The following is a 23830-nucleotide window of genomic DNA, read 5'->3' as shown; positions in this document are numbered from 1 at the left end:
GGCTCGTCGCCAATCCGGTGCGGGTCCACCCCGGCACGATGTTGACCGCGCCTGCCGGATCCGCCGCCTCTCGGCGATCAGCTTGCTTCGTCAAGGGTCCACAGCCTGTATCGGCGGCGGCCGGCTGGCACGGCGGGCGGCGCACGGTGATCGTGCTGGAGGTTCGGCGGCTGTTCTGCCAGGAGTTGGGCTGCGAGCGCCTCTCCGTCGGTCAGGGCCGGACGTACAAGGTTCTGACGTCGAGCAGAACGATCCCCGCTGACGAATGGTCCGGCGATGTGTCGGAGTGCGCGCGGTGCCGTTCGTCTAGGAGGTACAGCCTCCCGGCAGGGAGGAGAACATGCACCCATGTGAAAGGGAATCGTCGTGCAGGTTGACGAAGAACTCGCCTCGGTCCCGGCCCCACGCAGCCTGGCCGAGCGGCAGGCCCATGCTCGAAACCGGCTCGAGACCGGCTTCCAGATGTGGCTGGCCACCGGCAGCGACGGTCATGGTGCGCATCTGATCCCCGTGGCCTATGTGTGGGCCGGCTCGGCTCTCTATACCGCGACCTTCGCCAAGAGCCGCACTGTCGCCAACATCAGAGCCCACCCGCACGCGCGGGTCGCCGTCGGCGATACCGCTGACACCGTCGTGATCGACACCAGCGCGTCGCTCATGGACGTCCCCGACATCGACGCTGACATCGCCGAGCGCTACGCCGAGGTTTCCACAGACCCCCGCACCTCCCCGGAGGGCACGTTCGTCTACCTACGGCTGCGCCCCAGGCGCATCCAGGTCTGGAACGGCTTTCACGAATTCGTTGGACGCACGGTCATGCGGAATGGCCGATGGCTGGATAACCCAGTCGACTGACGTCGGGTCGCCGAGCGACCCGACCGCGCAGGCTGTCCCGGCCGTGGTCCTTGTACGGTGCGGCGAGCATCCGGGAGCAGGAGCCAGCGGTCGAACGGCGTGCGTCCGCTTCAGTCGCTTGTTCCGGAGCTGCACGGTCCGCCGGGCCCGCACCGGATCGATGCACTCCGTCCGGAGTCTGGCGATCTTGGCCATCGGGGCCGCGGGGCGTCAATAGGATTCTCCGATGATCACCAGACGATGGTTCGCGGGCGGCGGCGTGCTCGGATTGCTGGCCGCCCTCACGGTCTTCGGCGCGCCTCCCGGCACCGCCGATGACGGCGCTGCCGGGGGTCGTGCGGAGCCTCCCAAGGTCGAACTGGTGCTCGACGTCAGCGGTTCGATGCGCGCCCGCGACATCGACGGCCGCAGCCGGATGGCGGCCGCTCAGCAGGCGCTGAACGAAGTGGTGGACGCCCTGCCCGGCGAGACGCAACTGGGCATCCGGGTGCTCGGGTCGCAGTACCGGTTCCCCGGCAGTCCCAAGTCCGTCGGCTGCCGGGACACCCGGCAGCTCTTCCCGGTCGGGCCGATGAACAAGGTGGAGGCGAAGACGGCGATCGCGACGCTGCGCCCCACCGGCTGGACGCCGATCGGGCTGGCGCTCCGCGCGGCGGCCCGCGACCTCGGCACCGGGGAGACGACACGGCGGATCGTCCTCATCACCGACGGCGAGGACACGTGCTCGCCGCCCGACCCCTGCGAGGTGGCCCGCAAGCTGGCCGCCCAGGGGACGCACCTGGTCGTGGACACCCTCGGGCTCACCCTGGACGAGAAGGTCCGCCGGCAGCTCACCTGCATCGCGGACGCGACCGGCGGCACCTACACGGCCGTCCAGCACCAGGAGGAGCTGACCGGGCGGCTCAACCAGCTCGTCCAGCGGGCCGGCGCGACCTACCGGCAGACCCCGCAGCAGGTGGCCGGGGGCGCGCAGTGCGCCAACGCGCCGCTGCTGACGCGCGGCGTGTACACCGACAGGGAGCGGTTCAGCGAGCACCGCTGGTACCGGGTGCAGGTGGCTCCCGGGCAGGAACTGCGCGCCTCCATCAGCCTCTCGCTCGACCGGCGGCTGAACCCCGACCACGGCGTGCTGCTGCGCGCGGTGTCGACGGACGGCCAGGAACTCGTCCGCGGCACCGACGCGGGCAGTGGACGCACCGACGTGAGGTCCACCGGCCTGCGCTGGGCGGAACGGCAGGTGAAGGCGGACGCGTCGCCCACGTCCGACGGCGGGTCCGAGCTGCGGCCGGTCTGCCTGGTCGTCAGCAACTCCTTCTCCTCCCCCGCCTACGTGAGGACGGCGCCCGGCATGCCGCTGGAGCTGACCGTCGACCTGGTGCCGTCCTCGGACGCGCCGGGCGGGCCCGACCTGGGCCGCGGCTGGCTGCTGCTGGTCGTGCTCACCGGGACCGGCCTGGTCGCCGGTCTCGTCATGGGATGGCTCGCCCGCTGGCGGGTCGCCATCTGGAAGGAGAACTGACCGTGCGCGCCGCCCCCCGGCTCGTCCTCCCGGCCGCCATGCTGGCGGCCACCGTCCTGCCGCTGTCCGCCGGACCGGCCGCCGCGGACGAGCCGTCCCCGCCCCCGACGGTCGGCACCGCCGGAACGTCCTTCCTCACGGCGACCACTGTGGAACCGGGGCAGCCGGTCCGGGTGTCCGCCTCGACCGGTGACCATCTGTACTGGTCGTTCGCGCTCGCCGCCGGGCAGACCGGCCGGGTCACGGTGACCGTCACGCTGCCGCCGGCGGGGAACCGCCACGGCGCCGCGACGTACACGGCCGACGTCTTCGACGGGCTGCGCCGCCGCCAGGCGTGCACGGCCGGCCCGCAGAACGCGACGGCCGGCGCCAACGCCGCGCGGGTCGACCTCCGCTGCACGCTGCGGCGGGTCCGCGCGTGGGCCGAGCCGTGGTCCGACGACCCGCTGCCGGGCACCTATTACCTGCGGCTGTCGGCGAGCACCCTGCCCGAGCAGGACCTCGGCCTGCCGATCCGGGCGGACGTCCGGATCACCGCGAAGGACGGCGACGCGCAACCGGCGGGCGCGAATCTGAAGGCGCCGCTGTCCCCGCCCGTCAACGCGGGGGCGACGCTGGCTCCGGACGCGGCGGCGCCCGCATCGCCGTCCGAGTCGCCGTCCGCGGCCGGTTCGGCACCGAAACCGACCGAGCGCGTCAAGGGCTGGTTCTCCTGGCCGTCCGGCCGGTGGTGGTGGACGATCGGCGGCGGTGTCCTCGCCGCCGCCGCGGCCGTGGCGGGTTACAGCTTGACCCGCCACCCGCACCGCTGGTTCTCAGCCTCCCGCTGAACCGGCCTGCGGCCGGGCACTGCAAGCAGCGCCCGGCCGCGGAGCCGTCCAGCCGGCTGCACCGCCCAGCGGCCAGGCACAACAGCCACACGCCAGACTCCCGGTGAAATGGCGGCGCCGACAGCGCCGACCGACAGCCCCGGCGACCGCATCCCGGCCCCGAAAGTGACTCGTGCACTGCTGGCTGCCCGGTCAACGGGGCGATGGTTGCGGTGGAAGTCGTCCAGCAGGTCGGCCCCGTGGTCGAGGTCGACAGTGTGGACGAGGAGTTCGCGCGGCCGCGGCCAGGGCAGTTCAGCGGCGGGCACGGTGCCGTGAACTCGGGTCGAAATCAGATATCGTTACCCGATATCGACTTCGCAGCCATCAGGCCGTACCGCCCGGGAGCACACCATGAGCGAGCCGTCGAGCATCCCGCCGGCCGGCGGAGGCGCGCCTGAACTGCGCCGGCGGCTGGGGACGTCCGACGCCGTGGTGATCGGCCTGGGGTCGATGATCGGTGCGGGGATCTTCGCGGCATTGGGCCCGGCGGCCCGAGCCGCGGGAACCGGGCTGCTGCTCGGACTGGGGGTCGCGGGGGTCGTCGCGTACTGCAACGCCACCTCGTCGGCTCGGCTCGCCGCGCTGTACCCGGCGTCCGGCGGCACCTATGTCTATGGCCGGGAGCGGCTCAGCGAGTTCTGGGGCTACCTCGCCGGCTGGGGGTTCGTCGTCGGCAAGACGGCCTCGTGCGCGGCGATGGCCCTCACCGCCGGCCTGTACATCTGGCCCGGCCACGCGAACGCCGTCGCGGCCGCCGCCGTCGTCGCGCTGACGGCGGTGAACTACGCGGGCGTGCACAAGTCCGCGCGGCTCACCCGGGTGATCGTCGCGGTCGTCCTGGCCGTCCTCGCGGCCTTCGTGGTCACGACCCTGACGTCCGGGCAGGCGGACGTCTCCCGCCTGAGCATCGGGGCGGACGCCTCCTTCGACGGCGTCCTGCGCGCGGCGGGACTGCTGTTCTTCGCCTTCGCCGGGTACGCCCGCATCGCCACCCTCGGCGAAGAGGTCCGGGACCCGGCCCGCACCATCCCCCGCGCCATCCCCCTGGCACTGGGCATCGCCCTGGCGGTGTACGCGCTCGTCGCCGTCGCGGCCCTCGCCGTCCTGGGCGGCTCCGGCCTCGCCGCCGCGACCGCGCCGCTGGCCGACGCCGTCCGCGCCGCCGGACTTCCCGAACTCGCCCCGGTCGTGCGGGCGGGCGCGGCCGTCGCCGCGCTCGGCTCTCTCCTGGCGCTGATCCTCGGCGTGTCCCGCACCACGCTGGCGATGGCCCGCGACCGGCACCTGCCGCACGCCCTGGCCGCCGTGCACCCCCGGTACACGGTGCCGCACCGCGCCGAACTCGCGGTCGGCGCCGTCGTCACGATCCTCGCCGCGACCGCGGACCTGCGCGGCGCCATCGGCTTCTCGTCCTTCGGCGTACTGGCCTACTACGCGATCGCGAACGCCTCGGCGTGGACGCTCGGTCCCGGCGAGGGCCGCCCGGCGCGGATCGTCCCGGCCGTCGGCCTCGTCGGCTGCCTGGCGCTCGCGTTCGCCCTGCCGCCGTCCTCGGTCGTCGCGGGCGCCGCCGTCCTGGCCGCGGGAGCCGCCTGGTACGGGATCCGCCGCCTGGCGACGGCGCGCGACTGACCGTCCTCACACCCGTCCCGTCCCTCCCCCGCTGATGGCGACTGCGGGTGGACGGGCTCAGACTCGGATCTCTTCTCCGATCGCGGTCGAGGGAGCAGGGCTCTTTCGCGGGGCTCTGCGCCCGGGCATCCACCAGTTGCTCTTGCCGAAGAGCTCCATCACGGCGGGGACCAGGACCAGCCGGACGATGGTGGCGTCGATGAGCACGGCGACGGCCATGCCGAGGCCGCCCTGCTTGACCGCGAGGTCGGGGCCGAGCAGGGAGGTGGTGAAGACCGCGATCATGATGGCGGCGGCGGCCGTGATGACCTTCGCCGTCCGCGCCAGTCCTCGGGCGACGGCCGCACGGGTGTCACCGGTCCGCTCGTACTCCTCGCGGACCCGTGAGATCAAGAAGACCTGGTAGTCCATCGACAAGCCGAACAGGACCGGGAACATCATCATCGGCACCCAGGTCGTGACCGGCATGGCGGCGGGGAAGCCGAAGGCCGGGCCGAGCCATCCCCACTGCACGACCGCGACCACCACACCGTAGGCGGCGCCGATCGACAGCAGGTTCATCACCGCGGCCTGCAGCGCGATCGTCACCGAACGGACCAGCGCGATCAGCAGCACCATGGACATCGCGATGACGACCGCGATCATCAGGGGCAGACGCGATCCGGACTCTTCGGCGGCGTCGATGGTGCCGGCGTTCGGTCCGCCGACGAGGACCTGTTCGCCGCCGGGCGTCCGCGGCAGGACGTCGTCGCGGAGCTCGTGCACCAGGTCGGCGGTGGCCTCGTCCTGGTATCCGGTCGTGGGGAAGGCCATGAAGGTGGCGGCACGCCCGTCCTGGCTGACGCGGGGCGGCGTGGCGTACGCGATGCCCTCGGTCCCGCCGACCGCCGCGACGACGTGGCGGAGATCGGCGTCCGGGGAGTCGATCTCGGTGGCGAAGATCAGGGGCGCTCCGTAGCCGGGGCCGAAGCCTTCGGAGAGGATCTCGTGCGAGATGTAGCTGCTCCGGTCGCGAGGCTGGACGCTGGCGTCGGGCTGCCCCAGCCGCATCGACAGCGTGGGGGCGGCCAGCACCAGCAGGATCGCACCGGCGAGGAGGGCGGCGACCAACGGCCTGCGCTGCACGACGCCGGCCCAGCGCTCGGCGAGCGTGCGGCGCTCCTGGAGCGGTGCGCCGGCGTCCTTGGCGCGGCGGGACGCGCGGCGCGGCAGCCGAAGCGAGTTGATCTTGTGTCCGGTGAAGCCGAGGAACGCGGGGAGCAGCGTCACCGCGGCGATCATCGTGATCAGCACGGTGATCGACGTCGCGATGGCCACGCCGGTCATCAGGCGCTGTCCCATGACGACCAGGCCCAGCAACGCGATCACGACGGTCGTGCCGGCGAACAGCACCGCGCGGCCGGCGGTGGTGATGGCGATGACCGTGGCGCCCTCGGGAGCGTCGCCGTCCCGGAGAGCGTCCTTGTAGCGGGTCACGATGAACAGCGCGTAGTCGATGCCGACGCCGAGGCCGATCATCGCACCGAAGATCACGGTGAAGTCCGGCGCGGGGACCAGATGGCCCACCAGTTTCGTCAGCGCGAGACCGGCCGCGATCGCCATGAGCGCGGTCACGATCGGCAGGCCCATCGCCACCAGGGAACCGAAGGCGATGAACAAGATCACCGCCGCGGCCGCGATGCCGACGCTCTCGGTCGGACCTTGCGGCGGCGTCTCGGCCTTCTCGGCCATGTAACCGCCCAGCCCCATCGTGACGCCGTCGCCGGAGGCGTCCTTGACGAGGTCGACCAAGGGCTTGACCTCGGCCTTGTCCGCCTCCTGGTCGCTCAGGGGGATGGTCGTGCGGGCGATGCGGCGGTCATCGGTGACCAGGTTCTCGTCCTGATACGGGGAGACCACGGGCCCGGTGACGGGCGAGCCGGCGAGATCCGCGATAACCCCCTCGATCTGCCGCCGGGCGGCGGGGTCGTCGATGCCCTTGTCCGCCTTGATCGCGAGGGTCAGCGTGTCCCCTTGCTGCTCGGGGAAGTGCTCCTCGATCAGCTGCTGCGCCTTGGCCGACGGCGAATCTCCTCCGGAGAAGTCGTTGTCGGGGGCGGCGCCGTAGCCGAAGCCGACGAACGCCACGGCGATGACGCTGGCCAGCCAGGCGAGAAGCACCAGGCGGCGGCGCCGGTGGCAGAACCGGGCCAGCGTCGCGAGACCGCCGTCCGTTCGGGGGGATTCAGCTGTGTTCTCCAGCCCTTTCCTCTTTCGCGGCTCCTTTGAATCCGAGGACCGGTTGCGGTTCGGGGACGGGTGATCTCTCATGGCGGCGATCGTCGCGCCGCCGGGGCGGCCGCCGCGTCTGTCAGCGGACGGCGGCGGGTGCGCGTCCGGACGTACGACGCCCGGTTCTCCCTACTCCCTCTGGAGTAGCGAGTCGCGCATCTGAGCGCAGCGGCGTTCACGTGGCTGAACAGTAAGATCGCGACATGGAACGCCGAACCGGGTCGTTCTCCCCGCGTGCGGTCGCGCAGAACACGCTCCTCGCCCTCTTCGTGACCGTGATGCAGGTCCAGGGAACGATCACCCGCGTCCCTGAGGGAGCCACACGCCCGCTGACCGATCTGGGAAACCTCGGATACGTCCTGCTGGTGGTGAGCGGACTGGTCGTCGCCGTCCGCCGCCTGTGGCCGACGCCGGTGTTCGCCGTCGCCGCTCTCACCAGCGTGGCCTACTACGCCCTCGACTTCCCGGACGGGCCCGGCTGGCTCGGGCTCTTCGTCGCGCTGTACACCCTCGCGGCCTACGGCGACGGCCGCCGATCCCTGGTGATCGCCGGTTCGGGCATCGCCGCGCTGACCGCCGTGTGGCTGTACACGGCCGCCGACATCGAGCCGCGCGCCGCCATCGGCTGGGTGTTCTTCCGCATCGGCGCGTCGGTGATGAGCGCGGCCCTCGGCGAGTCCGTCCGGTCCCGCCGGGTGATCGCGGCGGAGGCCCAGGCGCGCGCCGAACTGGCCGAACGGACCCGCGAGGAGGAGGCACGCGCGCGGGTCGACGCCGAACGCCTCCGGATCGCCCGCGAGGTCCACGACACCGTCGCGCACGCGATCGCGATCATCAACGTGCAGTCCGGGGTCACCGCCCACGTGCTCGACAAACGTCCGGAACGGGCGCGCGAGGCACTGCAGGCCATCGAGCAGACCAGCTCCCGGGCGCTGCAGGAGATGCGAGCCATCCTCGGCGTCCTCCGCGACGAAGGCGATGCCCGTGATGAGGCCGACGGCCGCGCACCGAACCCCGGTCTGGAACAGATCGACGAACTCACCGCCAAGGCGCGCGAGGCCGGCTTGGACCTGACGCTCGAAGCGGCCCCGCCCATGACGCCATTGCCCGGTACCGTGGGCAGCGCCGCCTACCGGATCCTGCAAGAGTCGATCACCAATGTGATCCGGCACGTCGGGCCCACCCGGGTGACGGTCGAACTGAATCCGGGAGCCGACCTTTTGGAGATCCGCGTGACCGACGAGGGCCGCAGGACTGGACCCGATGACGAGTCCGCGGAGCGCCCGTCCGGCAACGGCGCGAAGGCGCCGGCCGCGCCGGGCCGCGGAATCCTCGGCATGCGCGAGCGGTGCCGGCTGCTCGGCGGCGACCTGGACGCCGAGCCCACCCCGGGCGGCGGGTTCCAGGTGACGGCCCGGCTGCCCCTCGCGCCGACGGGCCCGCGGTTGTGAACGCGCCCTCCGCGGCGCCGCCCTTCGATTCGATCAAGGTGCTGCTCGCCGACGACGAAGGTCTCGTCCGGTCCGGGTTCAGGCTGCTCATCGACGTCGAGGACGACATCACCGTGGTCGCGGAGGCCACCGACGGCGCCCGAGCCGTCGAACTGGCCCGTGCCACCCGCCCCCACGTCGTCCTCATGGACATCCGCATGCCGAGGCTGGACGGGATCCAGGCCACGGCGGAGATCACCCGGACACGCGGGCTGGAGGACGTCCGGGTCCTCATCCTCACCACCTACGACACCGACGCCAACGTCTTCGAGGCACTGCAGGCCGGGGCGAGCGGCTTCCTACTCAAGGACGCCGGGCCGGCCGAACTCCTGCACGCCATCCGAGTGATCGCGGCGGGGGAGGCGCTGCTCGCGCCGCGGATCACCAGGCGCCTCATCGGCCAGTTCACCGCCCGGCGCACCGCCGTCGAGGCCGCGGAGGACCGCCTCGCGGTCCTCACCGACCGCGAACGGCAGGTGCTCGAACTGATCGGACGGGGACTGAGCAACCAGGAGATCGGCGCCGAACTGGTCATCAGTCCGGCCACCGCACGCACCCACGTCAGCCGCACAATGGCGAAGCTGGGCGCACGCGACCGAGCCCAACTGGTCGTCATCGCCTACCAGACGGGCCTGGTCACTCCCGACGCATGAAGGCGCGGTACACACCGCCCGCCGCGCTCCCCAGGACGTGGGCAGCCGCTCTTCGGTGCCGAACCAGGACCGATATCGACATCCGATATCGGTCTGGTGACATACTCTTCGCCCAGGACTGGCTAGGAGGGCGAAGGCATGCGGGACTTCATCCGGGGGGCGGTGCGGCTGCACATCCTGCACCACGCGGCCAAGGAGGAGATCCACGGAGCCTGGATGACGCGCGAACTGGCCGAACACGGCTACGACATCAGCCCCGGCACCCTGTACCCCACCCTGCACCGGATGGAGGCCGACGGGCTGCTGGTCTCGGAGCAGCGGGTGGTGGAAGGCCGCACCCGGCGCGTCTATTGGGCCACCGAAGCCGGGAATCAGGTGCTGGAAGAAGAACGCGCGGCCCTCAAGGAACTGGCCCGCGAAGTACTCGGCATCGACCTGCCTCGGTGACCCTGCCGCCCGACCACGCCCGACACACGGCATCTTCGCGCTCCGCCTGACCGGAACCTGACGGGTCCGGGCCGAACTCTCCACGGAACGATCATGTTCATGTAATGCTGTGCACGGAGGCGGACGCTCCGTCACGGTCAGTGGAGAAGGCGAGGAACGGCGTGGAGCCCTTGGGCGCGGATGACCCCCGGCAGGTCGGGCCCTTTCAGATCATGGGACGGCTGGGGCGCGGAACCGTCGGGGAGGTGTTCCTCGGCCGCTCCCCCGGCGGGCGGCCGGTCGCGGTGAAGGTCGTGCTCCCCGGCCCGGCCGAGGACGAGACGTTCCGCCGGCGCTTCCGCGCGGAGGTGGACGCGGCCCGCCGCGTGCAGGGCGTCCATACGGCACCGGTGGTGGACGCCGACCCCGGCGCCGCCCGGCCCTGGCTGGCCACCGCCTACATTCCGGGTCCGTCGCTGCAGGAGGCGGTCTCCGCCCACGGCCCGCTGCCCGCCGAAACCGTCGGGACGCTCTGCGCCGGGCTCGCCGAGGGGCTGGCGGCCGTGCACCGCGCGGGCCTGGTGCACGGCGACGTCAAACCGGGGAACGTCCTGCTGGCGTCCGGCGGGCCGCACCTCGTCGACTTCGGCATCGCCCGGGCGATCGAGGACGCCGGCACGCTCGCGTCCGTGCGGATCGGCGATCCCGGCTTCACCGCGCCGGAGCAGATCCGCGGCGAGGAGCCCGGCCCGGCCTCCGACGTGTTCTCGCTCGGTTGTGTCCTCGCCTACGCGGCCACCGGGCGCCACCCCTTCGGCACGGGGACGCCGGACGAGCTCGTCCACCGCATGGCGCACGCAGATCCTGACCTGGCGGGCGTGCCCGAGCCGCTCGCCGGCATGATCCGGGCGTGCCTGGCCAAGGAGCCCGCCGACCGGCCGGCGCCGGCCGCCCTCCTCCAGTCGGCGCCCGCATCCGGCGGACCGATCCCGTGGCTCCCGCCGGCCGTCGCCGCGATGGCCGAGCAGCGCGAGCGCCCGGCTGCCTCCGGCGGGCCGCGCCTGTGGCGGCGCCGGGGCCTGCTGGCCGCCGTCGGCGCGGCGACCGTGGTGGCGGTCGCGGCGGTGACCGTGGCGGTGGTGCTCTCGTCCGGCTCGTCCGACGACTCGGCCGCAGCCACCGGTGGCGGCACGAAGGACACCGCCCGGCTCGACCCGGTGGCGAGCATCGAGCCGGGCACCGTCGAGAGCCTGCGGGACATCGTCTACACGCCGGACGGCGCCCGCCTCGTCGGCGTGTTCGAGGACGACCTCAAGGTGTGGGACGCGAACACGCGCGAGCAGGTGACGACCCTGGCCGCGGGCGAGGGCGTGCGCCCGAAGAGCGTCGCCGTCAGCCGGGACGGCTTGGTCGCCATGGGCTACATGCTGCCGATGCGGATGACATCGGAAGGTCTCCAGACCGGTCTCGGCGGAGCCAAGGTGTGGGATCTGCGGACGGGTCGCACGGTCGCCGACCTCACGTTCAAGTCCTCCGACCGCACCGACCTTTTCATCATGGACGGACTGGCGTTCAGCCCCGACGGCCGCTACCTGGCGGGCTCCGGGTCCGGCAAGGGCGAAGGCATCGGCAAGGTGCCCCTGTGGGACGTCAAGGCGGGGAAACTGCTGCACACCTTCGTCGTCGACGGTCGGGCGGGCAGTACCGCCGCGGTGCACAGCGTCGTCTTCAGCCCGGACGGGAAGACCCTCGCCGCCGGCTACGGGGACGGCGAACTCGCGGGCGGCGTGGCCCTGTTCGACGTCGCGTCCCGGTCCCCGGCCGGCACCCTGCCGATCGGCAAGGCCGACGCCTTCGGCGTCTCCGGGCTCGGCTTCACCCCGGACGGCGGAACCCTCACCGGGTCCTTCGGCGGCGTCGGCGTCTGGAATGTCGCCGCCAAGAAGGCGGCCACGCCCCTAGCCGATGCGGGCTCCGGCTACCAGTCGATGTCCCTCAGCCCCGACGGGAAGACGCTGGCCGCCGGCCGGGGCGCGCGTGAGGGCGGCGGCGGGGTGACCCTGTGGGACGTGGCCTCCGGGCAGCGCCTCGTGTCGGCGTCCATGGGCCGCTCCGGCGTGGGCGGCGTGGCCTTCGCCCAAGACGGGCGCACGGTCGCCGCGGCCACCGACGACGCGCAGTTGAAGGACGTCATCAAGATCTGGAAGCTCGCCCGGTGAAGCCCCTGGAACCCGGGGACCCGGCACAGGTGGGCCCGTACCGGCTGTTCGGCCGGCTCGGCCGCGGCGGCATGGGCGAGGTCTTCCTCGGCCGCTCCCCCGGCGGCCGGCTCGTCGCGGTCAAGGTCGTGGCCGCCGACCTGGCGTCCGACGCCGACTTCCGGCGCCGGTTCGTCGAGGAGGTCGAGGCCGCGCGCAAGGTCGGCGGCTTCTACACCGCGGAGGTCGTCGACGCCGACCCGGACGCCGGGCGCCCCTGGCTGGTCACCGCCTACATCCCCGGCCCGTCGCTGCAGCAGGCGGTCGCCGAGAGCGGGCCGCTGCCGGACCAGGCGGTCCAGGTCCTCGGTTCGGGGCTCGCCGAGGGGCTGCTTGCGGTGCACCGCGCCGGCCTGGTGCACCGCGACCTCAAACCGGGCAACGTCCTGCTCGCCGACGACGGCCCGCGCGTCATCGACTTCGGCATCGCCCGCGCGCTGGACGCCGCGCAGAAGTCCACCGCGGTCATCGGCACCCCGGGGTTCATGTCCCCCGAGCAGGCGCGGGGCCACGCGGCGGGGCCGGAGTCGGACGTGTTCTCGCTCGGCTGCGTCCTGGCGTACGCCGCCACCGGGGAGGGCCCCTACGGCAAGGGGCGGCCCGCGGTCGTCGTCTACCGGATCATCCACGAGGAGCCGGACCTGTCCCGGCTGCCCGAGCGGCTCCGGCCGTTCGTCGCCGCGTGCCTGGCCAAGGACCCCGCCGCACGGCCCTCGGTCGGCGACGTCCTGGCGCGTTTCGCGCCGGCCGCCGACGAGGGGCACTGGCTGCCGGAGCGCGTCAGCGCGATGATCACCGAACGCAAGGCCGCCGTGCCGCCGTCCGGCGACCGGCCGCCCGCACCGTGGACACCGGCTCCACCGCCCCCGGTCACCGCGCACACGCGAGTGGAGACCCGGCCCGCAATGCCCCGGACTCCCGTGTGGACGCGCCCTCGGGTGCTCCTCCCGGCCGCCGCGGGCACCGTCGTCCTCACCGCCGCCCTCACTTGGGGAGTGATCGCCCTGACCGGCGGCGGCGAGCCGGGCGCCCGGGCCACCGGTGGAACGCCGAAACCGGGGACCGCGTCGCAGGACCCCTGCGATGTGATCGACCAGAGCATCATCCGGGAGAACCAGCTCATCTCCACCGGCGTGCAGGGCGGCTACCAGAACGCGGCGGAGAACGTCCGCACCTGCGAATGGCGGACCGCCCAGTACGGGGCCGACACCGATTTCCGGCTGACCCTCATGTACGCCCCGGAACCCGTGCGCCTCTTCCGCACCGAGCTGACCGACGCCGAGCACGACAAGCTGACCGAGCTCCCCGGGATGCGGGCGTACGGCAGCGACGACGAGCGCGCCTGCCAGGTCACGTGGGAGAACGAGGGGTCGTCCACCCACGTAAGCACGGTCGCCACCGGCTCGATGAGCAGCACGGCGGACATGTGCCATATGGCAGCGCGACTGGCCGTGTCGGTGGCTTCCAAGGTGCCGTGACGCACGGCCACCTTCCGTCGCGCCAGGCGCCCGGCGGCGCAGCCTGTGCCCTCTCTCAACCACTGGTGATGTCGCCGGGATTCAGTAACGGTGCGTGGCTGCGGCTGTAGTGCCGTCGGCAGCGCGATGAGACGGGAGATTGTCGAGGAAGTCCAAGAGCCCGGCGTGAAGGGCGTCGGGGCGTTGCAAGTGCAGGTCGTGTTCCGTGCGCGGAATGCTCATGGCCACGGTGTCGCATCGAATGCGGAGCATCTGTTCGGCTTCTTGATCTGGCAGAAGGCTCGTTTCCGCCAGGATGAGCAGAGTGGGGCAGGTGCTATGGCTCCACTCCTCCCAGAAGGAATGCTGGGCGATCTCGGCGAGTGAGTCGACCATGACGTCCTGGTCGAAGCGGGGCCACCAACCGGTGTCGCGTTTCTCCAGCCCGGCCGCCCATGCTTCACCGACCGGGCCGCCACCGAAGAATTCGGCGGCGGCCGCTCGGGAGCTGAACGGGATCGGCCACGAGCGCAGCCAGGCACCGACCTCTGCCGGCCTGGCCGGCGTTGGACCGCCCGGACCGGCCTCGATCAGGACGAGCGCCCGGGCGATATCAGGACGGGCGGCAGCGACCAGCATGGCCGTGTGCCCGCCCAACGACTGCCCGACCAGCACCGGTTTGTGCAACGCCAACTGCTCGACAACGGCGACGGCATCGGCGACGTAGGCCGCGCGGCGGGTATCCCCGGGGCGTCGCTCGCTGGCACCATGCCCGCGCTGATCGACCGCGATGACCCGATATCGCGGAGTCAATCGCTGCGCGAGAAGGTCCCATTCACCCGCATGACCGGCCAACCCGTGCAACAGCAGGAGGGGCGGCCCTGAGCCACCCCAGTCGCGGCAGGCGAGGCGAACGCCATCCCGCATGACGAGTCGTTCTGACCACGCCACCTCAGACCTCCCGTTCATCAGCGGGTATCGGACACACTGCGAACGACCTCGACGCGCTCTCAGCAAGCTCACGAGGTCCTGTGGGGATCAGGATCGTGCGGCGGTCTCGGGTCAGCCGGCCACCGGTGTGAGGTGTCCGAGGGCACGGAGGATGCCGTCGACTTGTTCCTTGGCGTCACCGAAGAGCATCTGGGTGTTGTCGCGGAAGAAGAGCGGGTTCTGGACGCCGGCGTATCCGGTGGCCATGGAGCGTTTGAACACGATGACCTGCCGGGCGTTCCAGACCTCCAGGACGGGCATTCCTGCGATGGGGCTCGCGGGGTCCTCCTCGGCGGCCGGGTTGACGATGTCGTTGGCGCCGATCACCAGGACCACGTCGGTGGCACCGAAGTCGTCGTTGATCTCGTCCATCTCCAGCACCAGGTCGTAGGGCACCTTGGCCTCGGCGAGCAGCACGTTCATGTGGCCGGGGAGGCGGCCGGCGACCGGGTGGATGCCGAACCTGACCTGGGCGCCGAGGTCGCGCAGCCGCGCGGTCAGCGCGGCGACGGGGGCCTGTGCCTGGGCGACGGCCATGCCATAGCCGGGAATGATGATCACCGAGGAGGCCGCGGTGAGCACTTCGGCGGTCTCCGCGGCGGTGATCTCCCGATGCCGGCCCTGGTCGGCACCGGACGCGGCGGGCGCCTCGAGGCCGAACCCGCCGGCGATGACCGAGAGGAACGAGCGGTTCATCGCCTTGCACATGATCGCCGACAGGTAGGCGCCCGAGGAGCCCACCAGCGCGCCCACGATGATCAGGAGGTCGTTGCCGAGCAGGAACCCGGACGCGGCGGCCGCCCAGCCGGAGTAGCTGTTCAGCATGGAGACCACCACCGGCATGTCGCCGCCGCCGATGGAGGCGACCAGATGCCAGCCGAGCAGCAGCGCCACCGCGGTGACCGCGATGAGCTGCCACATCCGGGGCTCGACGACGAAGGCGACCGTGAGCGCGGAGAACGCGACGAGCGCCGCGACGTTGAGCAGGTTCTTGCCCGGCAGCATCAGCGGCGCGGACTTCAACTTGCCCGACAGCTTGCCGTAGGCCACGACCGAGCCGGTGAAGGTGACGCCGCCGATGAGGACGCCGATGAAGACCTCGGCGCTGTGGATGCCGAGCATGCCCTCGCGGGCGAGCGCCGCCGCCTCCGTCCCCCCGGGGTGGTGCTCGACGTGCAGGTATCCGCTCCAGCCGACCAGGACCGCGGCCAGCCCGACGAAACTGTGCAGCAGCGCGATGAGCTCGGGCATCGCGGTCATCTCCACCGACCTGGCCCGCTGCAGGCCGATCAGCGCGCCGACCGCGACCGCGGCCACGAGCAGCCCGAACGCGGGGAGGTCGATGCCGTCGTCGGCGGTGAGGGCGACGGTGGCGACGAGCGCCACGGCCATGCCGAGCATCCCGTAGGTGTTGCCCAGGCGCGCGGATTCGTGCCGTGAGAGCCCTGCCAGCGCGCGGATGAAGAACAGCGCCGCGACGATGTACGCCGCGGTCGCCGCCGTTGCGACCGTCATTGCCTAGCTCCTGATGAACATGGCGAGCATGCGGCGGGTGACCGCGAATCCGCCGAAGACGTTGATGCTCGCGAGCAGGATCGCCGCGAGTGAGAGGACGGTGATCGCCGCGCTTCCCGTGCCGATCTGCACCAGCGCACCGACCACGATGATCCCGGAAATCGCGTTGGTCACCGACATCAGCGGGGTGTGCAGTGCGTGGTGCACGTTCCCGATCACGTAGTAGCCGATCACGATGGCCAGCGCGAACACGGTCAGGTGCACCTGCAGCGCCGCCGGTGAGAACGCGATCAGGCCGAACACCCCGGCGGCCGCGATCGCGGTGCCGAGCCGGCGCAGCACCGGGTTCGCCTTGCCGGCCGGGTGGGCCGGGCCGTCCGCCTCGGCCTCCTGCCGCGCCGGACGGACGGCCGCCGGTGCCGCCGACACCGCCACCGGCGGCGGCGGCCAGGTGAGCTCCCCCTCGCGGACGACGGTCATCGACCGTTGCACGACGTCGTCGAAGTCCAGGACGAGTTGGCCGTCCCGCTGCGGGGTCATCAGCTGTATCAGGTTGACCAGGTTGGTGCCGTACATCTGGGACGCCTGCGCGGGCAGCCGTCCGGCCAGGTCGGTGTAGCCGAGGATGATCACGCCGTTCGCGGTGACCACCCGCTCGCCGGGAACCGTCCCCTCGACGTTGCCGCCGTTGGCCGCCGCCATGTCGACGATCACCGACCCCGGCCGCATCGTCGCCACCATCTCCGCGGTGATCAGCTTCGGCGCGGGTTTGCCGGGGATGAGCGCGGTGGTGACGACGATGTCGACGTCACGGCACTGCTCGGCGTACAGCGCGGCGGCGCGGACGTTGTAGTCGTCCGACATCTCCTTGGCGTAGCCGGTGCCCGGAGCGTCGTCCGGCTCGGCCTCGGCGACGGCGAGGTAGTCGCCGCCGAGCGAGCGCACCTGGTCGGCGACCTCCGGCCGCGGATCGGTGGCCCGGACGATCGCGCCCAGACTGCCGGCCGCGCCGATCGCCGCGAGCCCGGCGACGCCGGCCCCCGCGACCAGCACTTTCGCCGGCGGCACCTTGCCCGCCGCGGTCACCTGCCCCGTGAAGAACCGCCCGAACTCGTGCGCGGCCTCGATCACCGCCCGGTACCCGGCGATATTGGCCATCGAGGAGAGCACGTCGAACGACTGCGCCCGGGAGATCCGCGGCACCGCGTCCAGCGACAGTGCCGTGATGGGGCGCGCGGCGAGGTCCTCCACCAGGTCCGGCCTGAACCGGGGGCTCAGCATGCCGATCAGCGTGGCACCCGGTCGCAGGGCGTCCAAGCGCTCGGGTGAGGGCGGGGCGATGCCCAGCACCACGTCCGCGGTCTGCGCGTCGCCGATGGCGGCGCCCGCGGCCTCATACCGGTCATCGGGAAAGCCCGCGCCGGCTCCGGCGCCGGACTCGACGATCACCTCGTACCCGAGCTTCTGCAGCCGGGTGACGGTGTCCGGCGTCACCGCCACCCGCCGCTCCCCGGGCGAATCCTCCTTGAGAATTCCAACGATCATGACAACCACCTCGTATCTCTCCCGCATCAGCGCCGTGAACGCGCAGTACGGGGCATCGCGCCGGTTGCCGGGGTGCCTGCCCGCCAGTCCGGACATGGACGAGCTGACGGCGCCAAGTATCTCGGCATCAAGGTAATTCTGCCGCGAGCGGGACCGCCGCCGCTATGCACTGTGTGCCAGTCTTGGCTGCGGAAGTTGGGCACTTCCCACGGTCAACGCCACGGCGCCCTTCCCACGTCCAGTGGGCGAGGAGCCCGAGGCCATGCCGCGCAGCCGGGCTGACGCCGATGCGCTCGTCCAGGCCAGTGGTCACCCGGTCCAGGTCCGAGACGGCCCGCGACTGCCTTAGCGTCATCGCCGCCGGGACGCGGCCCTCCGCACCATCTCCGCCTCACTGACACCTTGCCGGCCCGCTCCCCCGCGCGGCCGTAGCGCTCGCGACCGGAGCAGAGAACCCGGCAGTGTGATCTACGAAACTCTGTAGCGGCCAAGGTAGATTTTCGACCGGACGGCGGGTAGTGTTCCTGTCATCGAAGAGAGACGAGTCCAAGAGGACCGGCAGATGACGAACTGCCGGAAGGTACGGAAGACACCGGCCGGGCGTGCCGGGGCCAACGCAGTGGAAGGGGCTCCGGCAGCCGGCCGCCCCGGCGGCCGACAGGTCACCGGGAACGGCGTGCCGTACGACGCGGTACGCGAACAACCACGCAGTACCGGTAGTGATGTCAAAGAAAGGAGGGTTCGACGCCATCGGGATCGCCCGACGCAGGCTCCAGTCACGCCGCGCGGGTACCGCAGCCCCACAGATTGGACGGTGGTCTACGGTCACGCATACGCGATCCCCGCGTCCCCGCCCCCGTTTGGGCGGCTGACGCGGAAGACCGGCTCGTCAAAGCCGGTAGATGGTGTTGTACCTCTGGGCCCCGGCGCGCACTCTGGCGCCGGGGCCCCTGTCGTCACTGCCGGCCCAAGGCAGTACGGAAGGTTTAGTGAAGGCATCCCAGCCGGCCCGGGCCGGCGACCAGCAGGATCGGCATCACGTGCACGCCGCCGAGGATTCCGGCGGGCTCGAAGGCAAGCTCGACGACGAGGACTACCCGGCTTACAGCATGGGCCGCGCCGCCGAGATGCTGGACGTCACCCCGGCGTTCCTGCGCAGCCTGGACAACGCCCGCCTCATCGTCCCGCAGCGCTCAGCCGGCGGACACCGCCGCTACTCCCGCTACCAGTTGCGGCTGGCGCAACGCGCCCGCGACCTGATCGACCAGGGCACCCCGCTGGACGCCGCCTGCCGCATCATCATCCTCGAAGACCAACTCGCCGAAGCCCAGCGCATCAACGCTGAACTCCAGCACGACCGCAACGAACGGGAAGCGCCCCGAAACCTGCCCTGAAATCCGCAGCTCCCGGTCCGCTCCGCCTTGCCGATGACGGTCAGCGCGGCATCCTCCTTCCTCTCCACTGTCCCCCGAACTGCCCTCTCGGTTTGGTTTGGCCGTGTGTGGTCGCGTTCGTCGCTCATGACGGAAGCAGCTCCACCCGAGTCCGCGCCCTGAGATGATTTCGGCGTTCAACGAAACGCGGCTGCGTCGCTGGAGGGGTTTCCGCATGGAACCGTTGCGGCAGGACGATCCGTCACGGGTCGGCCCCTATCAATTGCAGGAGAGGCTCGGCCGCGGCGGGATGGGGGAGGTGTTCTTCGGCTGGTCCCCGGGCGGGCGGCCGGTCGCGGTCAAGCTCGTCCGTTCGGCCCTGGCCGGAGACCAGCGGTTCCGGCGCCGTTTCGCACAGGAGGCGAAGGCGGCTCGCCAGGTCGGCGGCTTCTACACCGCGCAGGTGGTGGACTCGAACCTCGATGCGGACCCGCCCTGGCTCGTCACCGCCTACATTCCCGGCCCGTCGCTGCAAGAGGCCGTCAAGCAACACGGTCCGCTCCCGATTCTCACGCTCAACGCGCTGGGAGCAGGCCTGGCCGAGGGGCTCAAGGTCATCCACCAGTGCGGTCTCGTACACCGGGACCTCAAACCGTCCAACGTGATCCTCGGCAGGGACGGCCCGCGCATCATCGACTTCGGCATTGCCCGTGCGCTCGACACCACCTCCCACACCACCCCGCAGGCCGCGTTGGGGACGCCGCCGTACATGTCCCCCGAGCAGGCGCGAGGAGACGCCGTCGGCCCGCCCAGCGACGTATTCTCCTTCGCATCCGTCCTGGTCTACGCGGCCACGGGGCGTGCTCCGTTCGGGACCGGCCCGGCGGCCCATGTCCTCTCGCACCGCATCGTCCACGACGAACCCGACTTGACCGGCTTACCTGCATCTCTGCGGGGACTGGTCGCCGCCTGCCTTGCGAAGGATCCAGCGGCCCGTCCCTCCGCCGCCGCCATCCTCGGCCACCTGACCGGCGCCGTCGCCGACCGCTGGCTCCCGCCCGACGTCATCACGCTGGTGGACGAGCGGGAGCGGATCACGGAGCGCGGGCCCGCCGAGTCCCCCGGCCCCAGGCCGGAGGCCCGAAAGGAGCCGGGACTCGGACGGCTCACCGTCGGCAACTTCAGCGGCGGAGACATGGACGTCATCGTCGACGGCGGCCTCGTGGGCACCGTCCGCGCCGACGAGAACGGCACGTTCGACCTCGCCTCGGGCTCGCACACCATGCAGGTGAAAGCCGAATCGGGGAGCAGCGCGGTCCGCCGGGTCGTGATCAAGCCCGACGCCGCGACGAGACTCGCCTTCGAGGTCCCACCCGGCGCCGTCGCCCTCCCCGTCCCGTGGGAGCGCGGGAACTTTTCGGGCAAGGCGGCCAAGCGCGCGACCTGGATCGGGGTCATTGCGGGACTGGTGGCCGCGGTCCTGTTCGGGGTCATGGCTCTCAAGCTGGACTCGGAGGTCTTGCCCGTCCTATGCCCGCCGGTGGGCGGGGTCGTCGGATTTCTCTCCGCGGAGTGGGGAAGATGGAGATATCCCTCAAGTAGCATCACGCTGAACCAGCGCGAACTCCGATTCGAGCCCGGCCGCAACAAGGGAATAAGGAAGATCATCGCCTGGAGCAAACTCGAACAGGTCAGCGTGATCGATGAAGTGATCGTCCTCTGGTACCGCGACAAGCACCGCCCTCGGAACGGCCGCGGCGTTCATGGCGGCTACGTACTGTGCAACATCGAAGACGTGACCCGCGAACATGACGGCACCCGATTCCGCGCGGCCCTGGAATGGTGCGCCGCCGACCTCTACGTCGAACAGCCGACTTGACCCCCAGCCGTCGCGCACGGGGCGGCGGGAACGGTGTGAGCCTGTCTGATGCTCCTGCACAGCTTGGGCGGAGCTGTCCTGGGCTTTCGCTGATCAGCTTCATGACCTTCCACCCACGCAGCCTCCTTTCCGACGGCCCACTCGGCAGATGCCGTTGTCACTGACGGTAACGGCCGGCAGCGCGGTGACCCCCGCAGTTCGAAGCGGTGATGGCTCGCATCGGCGTCGCCCGAACCGGGCCAGGCAGTCCCTGGACCCGACCGGTTCGGGTGCAGGCCGGACCTGTGGCGCTGCCATCGCAGTGACCGTCGCGCTCTCGCAGAATCAGGTCGTCTCCCCCGGGCACTTGTGGTTGATGGCCGGCGACAGTTGGTACGGACGGTCGGGCCCGCGCTAGAAAAGATCTGTGTTGGAGGCATAGCCGCGGGGCCTTCGTGGGTCTGAGTGGGTGACACCACAGAGGAGGCCCGTTGAACCGAGAGGCCCGCGAGAGCTTCGCCGCATTCGTCGCGGCACGGTCCGGCAGCCTCATCCGGACGGCGTACGTGCTCGCCGGGGATCAGCACGCCGCCGAGGACCTATTGCAGAACGCCCTGGCGAAGACGGCCGCGCGGTGGGGCCGCGTGCGCGACAACCCGGAGGGCTACGTCCGCCGCGCCATGTACAACGAGCAGGTCAACCGGTGGCGCCGGCGGCGACGCGAGTCGGTCGTCGCGGAGCCTCCGGACTTGCCATCCGCTGGCCCGGACGTCGACCTGCGGCTGGCGCTGGAACGCGCGCTGCTGGCCCTGCCGCCGCGCAAGCGGGCCGTGCTCGTCCTGCGCTACTACGAGGACCTGCCCGAACGCGAGGTCGCCGCGATCATGGGCTGCTCGGTCGGCACCGTCCGCAGCCAGACGCACCGCGCGATCGCCCGGCTCCGGGAACTCGCTCCCGACCTGGCCGTCCACCTCACCCCGACCGGGAGCCGACCATGACCGACCAGATGCTCAGGGACGCCCTCACCGCGCTCGCCGACCGTGCCGAGCCCGCCGACGACCTCACCGACCGCGCTCTGCGCACCGTCGCCCGTCGCCGGACCAGGAAGGCCGCCGGTGCGGCGGCGCTCGCCCTGGCGGCCGTCGTCCCCGTCGTGGTCGTCGCGGGTGGCGACCGCCCTGAGACCGGCGTTCTCGGCCCCACGGCCGAGCCGTCCCGGATCGCGGACGCGCTACCGGACGACACCCCCGAGGAGCGGGCGATCACCCACGCCTGCCTGCGCAACGGGCGCGTGTCGGACTTCCGGGTGCTGACGCGGCAGCGGGTGCCGGGCGGGCAGCTCGTGGAGATCGGCGGCACCCGCGGCTACGTCCTCTGCGTGACCGGCGGAGGCGACAACACCGAACCGCCGCAGGTGCACGCCTGGCCCGGCAGGACGGACGGCCGCCTCTTCGGTTTCGACGCGCCGCTCCGCGTGGACGGCATCCGGCAGGTGCAGGCCCTGAAGTGGGACGAACTGCACGCCGTGGTCGTCGGCCGCGCCAAGCCCGGCGTGACCCGCGTCGCGGTGGCCTGGGACGGCGGCCGCACCGCGCGGGTCGCCGTCCACGACGGCTTCTTCATCGCCCAGACCCCGACCCGGATGATGCCGGACCACGGGGCGACCGGCCCGATGTCGGCGGGCGCGATGTCCTCGCCCACGATCCGCGTCAAGACCGTGACCGGTTACGACGGCGCGGGCAAGGCCGTCCACACCTGGCGGCCGCAGGTTCGGACGGAGGAGGCCGGCTTCGTCCCCGAGGACTGCACCGACGGCTTGACCCGTCCCCGCCCCACGCTCTGCGACTGACCCTGGGAGGTGGCAATGCCGATCCGGCACAGGGCGGCCGAACTCGCCCTCCACTGGCACGCCGGGCTGTGGGCCGGGCAGGCGCTGACGGCCGCCGTCTACGGCGAGCACCACCGGAGCCGCGCGCTGACCGCCCGCGCCGTCCACCGCGGTCCCTCCGCGGTGGAACGACTCGTCATCGTCTGGTGCAGGACGATTCTGGACGAGCACCCACCGGACATCGGCGCACGCCCCGACATCGAGCAGGTGCCGACTCCGGCGCGCTGGGCCGCGCGGGTGCTCGCCGCCGTGGCCGCCCGCGACCGGCGCAGGCTCTCCGTACTCGTCGGCGCCGTCCCCGCCGACGAACTCGAACCGCACCTGACGGCCCTGCTGCACCTGGCGGTCAACGCGGTCGCCGAACGCGACGAGGAGATCTGCCTCTGACGTCACCACAACCGCCACACCACGGACGGGACGACGGGGGTCGACCAGTACGGTCTTGTGGAGCCCGATCGCCAGCAAAGGGGAACTCACGTGTTCATCCAGCCCTGGGACGCGAGCCTGGACGACGCCGAGTGGCAGGCTTGGATCGCCGACGGCCACGACTTCGGCCAGCTCGCCGTCAACGGCCTGCCGGGACAGCCGCCCGTCGTCGTCCCCACCCACTTCATCGCGGACGGAAGTGACCTGCTGATCCATCTCGCGCGCCCGAACCCGGTCTGGAAGGCGATCGAGCACGACCCCACCGTCGCGTTCACGGTCATCGGGGACTACGCCTTCGTGCCCGGCACCTGGCGCGCCGCCCCCGGCGTGCCGCCCGAGGACGGCGTCCCGACCAGTTACTACGCCGCCGTCCAGTTCACCTGCCGCGCCCACATCATCGACGACCCGCGCGCCAAGGCCGACCTGCTGACCCGGCAGCTCGCCCACTTCCAGCCCGACGGCGACCACGCCGACGTTGCCCCGGGACAACCCCCGTACGGACGGTTGCTGTCCGGTATCCGCGGCCTGCGGCTGCGGATCGGCCACGTCCAGGCCAAGTTCAAGTACGACGACCACAAGAGCGTCGAGCACCGCGCCACGGTCGCCGACCGCCTCACCGCACGCGGCCAGGGACTCGACATCCCCACCGCGGCCCAGCAACGCCGGCGCACCGACCGCATCGGCACCTGGAAGCCCTGACCATCACACCGCGCACCCACGGGACAAGGAGCCACCCGCATCGCCCCCGTGTGACCTGCTGCCGTCGGGGTACAGCCCTCTTCTCCCCCTTGACTCGCAGAGG

19 protein-coding genes are annotated in these 23830 nt (G+C 71.7%); 15 read left to right on the top strand and 4 right to left on the bottom strand.

Features of this window, described 5'->3' with window-relative positions:
* Nucleotides 1-366 precede the first annotated feature (366 nt).
* The 4 genes from ACGFI1_RS36930 to ACGFI1_RS36915 all read left to right on the top strand — a co-directional run bounded on the left by ACGFI1_RS36930 (nt 367) and on the right by ACGFI1_RS36915 (nt 4878).
* Nucleotides 367-855, top strand: coding sequence for a pyridoxamine 5'-phosphate oxidase family protein (locus ACGFI1_RS36930; protein WP_392792157.1), 489 nt, complete (start codon nt 367-369; stop codon nt 853-855).
* Nucleotides 856-1081: 226 nt separating this feature from the next.
* Nucleotides 1082-2374, top strand: a complete 1293-nt coding sequence (locus ACGFI1_RS36925) for a VWA domain-containing protein (protein WP_392792155.1) — start codon at nt 1082-1084, stop codon at nt 2372-2374.
* A 2-nt stretch (nt 2375-2376) separates the two neighbouring features.
* Nucleotides 2377-3204, top strand: a complete 828-nt coding sequence (locus ACGFI1_RS36920) for a hypothetical protein (protein WP_392792153.1) — start codon at nt 2377-2379, stop codon at nt 3202-3204.
* 393 nt (nt 3205-3597) lie between these two features.
* A complete protein-coding gene (locus ACGFI1_RS36915; RefSeq protein WP_392792150.1) occupies nt 3598-4878 on the top strand; it encodes an APC family permease in 1281 nt (426 codons plus the stop codon).
* A gap of 57 nt (nt 4879-4935) precedes the next feature.
* Here ACGFI1_RS36915 and ACGFI1_RS36910 read toward each other — a convergent pair whose 3' ends face one another.
* A complete protein-coding gene (locus ACGFI1_RS36910) occupies nt 4936-7038 on the bottom strand; it encodes an MMPL family transporter (protein ID WP_392792148.1) in 2103 nt (700 codons plus the stop codon).
* A gap of 314 nt (nt 7039-7352) precedes the next feature.
* On the opposite strand from ACGFI1_RS36910, the gene ACGFI1_RS36905 reads away from it, so the two are divergent.
* The 5 genes from ACGFI1_RS36905 to ACGFI1_RS36885 all read left to right on the top strand — a co-directional run bounded on the left by ACGFI1_RS36905 (nt 7353) and on the right by ACGFI1_RS36885 (nt 13454).
* Nucleotides 7353-8600, top strand: coding sequence for a sensor histidine kinase (locus ACGFI1_RS36905; protein WP_392792144.1), 1248 nt, complete (start codon nt 7353-7355; stop codon nt 8598-8600).
* Nucleotides 8597-9292 carry a response regulator gene (locus ACGFI1_RS36900; protein WP_138635464.1) on the top strand — a complete coding sequence of 232 codons (696 nt, stop codon included), beginning with the start codon at nt 8597-8599 and terminating at the stop codon, nt 9290-9292. The genes ACGFI1_RS36905 and ACGFI1_RS36900 overlap by 4 nt, the downstream gene beginning before the upstream one ends.
* Before the next feature lie 138 nt (nt 9293-9430).
* Nucleotides 9431-9739 carry a PadR family transcriptional regulator gene (locus ACGFI1_RS36895; RefSeq protein ID WP_392792143.1) on the top strand — a complete coding sequence of 103 codons (309 nt, stop codon included), beginning with the start codon at nt 9431-9433 and terminating at the stop codon, nt 9737-9739.
* A 212-nt stretch (nt 9740-9951) separates the two neighbouring features.
* Nucleotides 9952-11937, top strand: a complete 1986-nt coding sequence (locus tag ACGFI1_RS36890; protein WP_392792140.1) for a WD40 repeat domain-containing serine/threonine protein kinase — start codon at nt 9952-9954, stop codon at nt 11935-11937.
* Entirely contained in the window at nt 11934-13454 is a 1521-nt protein-coding gene (locus ACGFI1_RS36885) for a serine/threonine-protein kinase (protein ID WP_392792137.1), read from the top strand. Before ACGFI1_RS36890 ends, ACGFI1_RS36885 begins: the two co-directional genes overlap by 4 nt.
* Nucleotides 13455-13535: 81 nt before the next feature.
* Here the strand turns inward: ACGFI1_RS36885 and ACGFI1_RS36880 are convergent, their stop codons facing one another.
* The 3 genes from ACGFI1_RS36880 to ACGFI1_RS36870 form a co-directional block, all read right to left on the bottom strand.
* Nucleotides 13536-14360: an alpha/beta fold hydrolase gene (locus tag ACGFI1_RS36880; protein WP_392792134.1), complete on the bottom strand. Its 825-nt coding sequence runs from the start codon at nt 14358-14360 to the stop codon at nt 13536-13538.
* A gap of 135 nt (nt 14361-14495) precedes the next feature.
* Nucleotides 14496-15938 (bottom strand): Re/Si-specific NAD(P)(+) transhydrogenase subunit beta, encoded by a 1443-nt coding sequence (gene pntB, locus ACGFI1_RS36875; RefSeq protein WP_392792132.1) that lies wholly within the window; start codon nt 15936-15938, stop codon nt 14496-14498.
* Nucleotides 15939-15941: 3 nt separating this feature from the next.
* Entirely contained in the window at nt 15942-17483 is a 1542-nt protein-coding gene (locus ACGFI1_RS36870; protein ID WP_392792131.1) for a Re/Si-specific NAD(P)(+) transhydrogenase subunit alpha, read from the bottom strand.
* A 1109-nt stretch (nt 17484-18592) separates the two neighbouring features.
* Between ACGFI1_RS36870 and ACGFI1_RS36865 the strand changes: the two genes are divergently transcribed.
* From ACGFI1_RS36865 to ACGFI1_RS36840, 6 genes are all read left to right on the top strand, one after another.
* Nucleotides 18593-18877 (top strand): MerR family transcriptional regulator, encoded by a 285-nt coding sequence (locus tag ACGFI1_RS36865; protein ID WP_386869048.1) that lies wholly within the window; start codon nt 18593-18595, stop codon nt 18875-18877.
* Nucleotides 18878-19091: 214 nt separating this feature from the next.
* On the top strand, nt 19092-20735 hold the full coding sequence (locus tag ACGFI1_RS36860) for a serine/threonine-protein kinase (protein ID WP_392792128.1): 1644 nt from the start codon (nt 19092-19094) through the stop codon (nt 20733-20735).
* A gap of 470 nt (nt 20736-21205) precedes the next feature.
* Nucleotides 21206-21712, top strand: coding sequence for a SigE family RNA polymerase sigma factor (locus ACGFI1_RS36855; RefSeq protein ID WP_138635471.1), 507 nt, complete (start codon nt 21206-21208; stop codon nt 21710-21712).
* Nucleotides 21709-22563 (top strand): hypothetical protein, encoded by an 855-nt coding sequence (locus ACGFI1_RS36850; RefSeq protein WP_392792125.1) that lies wholly within the window; start codon nt 21709-21711, stop codon nt 22561-22563. Before ACGFI1_RS36855 ends, ACGFI1_RS36850 begins: the two co-directional genes overlap by 4 nt.
* 15 nt (nt 22564-22578) lie before the next feature.
* A complete protein-coding gene (locus ACGFI1_RS36845) occupies nt 22579-22989 on the top strand; it encodes a hypothetical protein (RefSeq protein WP_392792124.1) in 411 nt (136 codons plus the stop codon).
* Nucleotides 22990-23079: 90 nt separating this feature from the next.
* Complete coding sequence (locus ACGFI1_RS36840) at nt 23080-23727, top strand: FMN-binding negative transcriptional regulator (protein ID WP_387068195.1); 648 nt, start codon at nt 23080-23082, stop codon at nt 23725-23727.
* Nucleotides 23728-23830 lie beyond the last annotated feature (103 nt).

Origin of the sequence: Actinomadura geliboluensis, from assembly GCF_043197915.1 — a bacterium.
Classification (GTDB): Bacteria; Actinomycetota; Actinomycetes; order Streptosporangiales; family Streptosporangiaceae; genus Spirillospora; species Spirillospora geliboluensis.
This window is presented reverse-complemented; position numbering and strand designations above follow the sequence as displayed.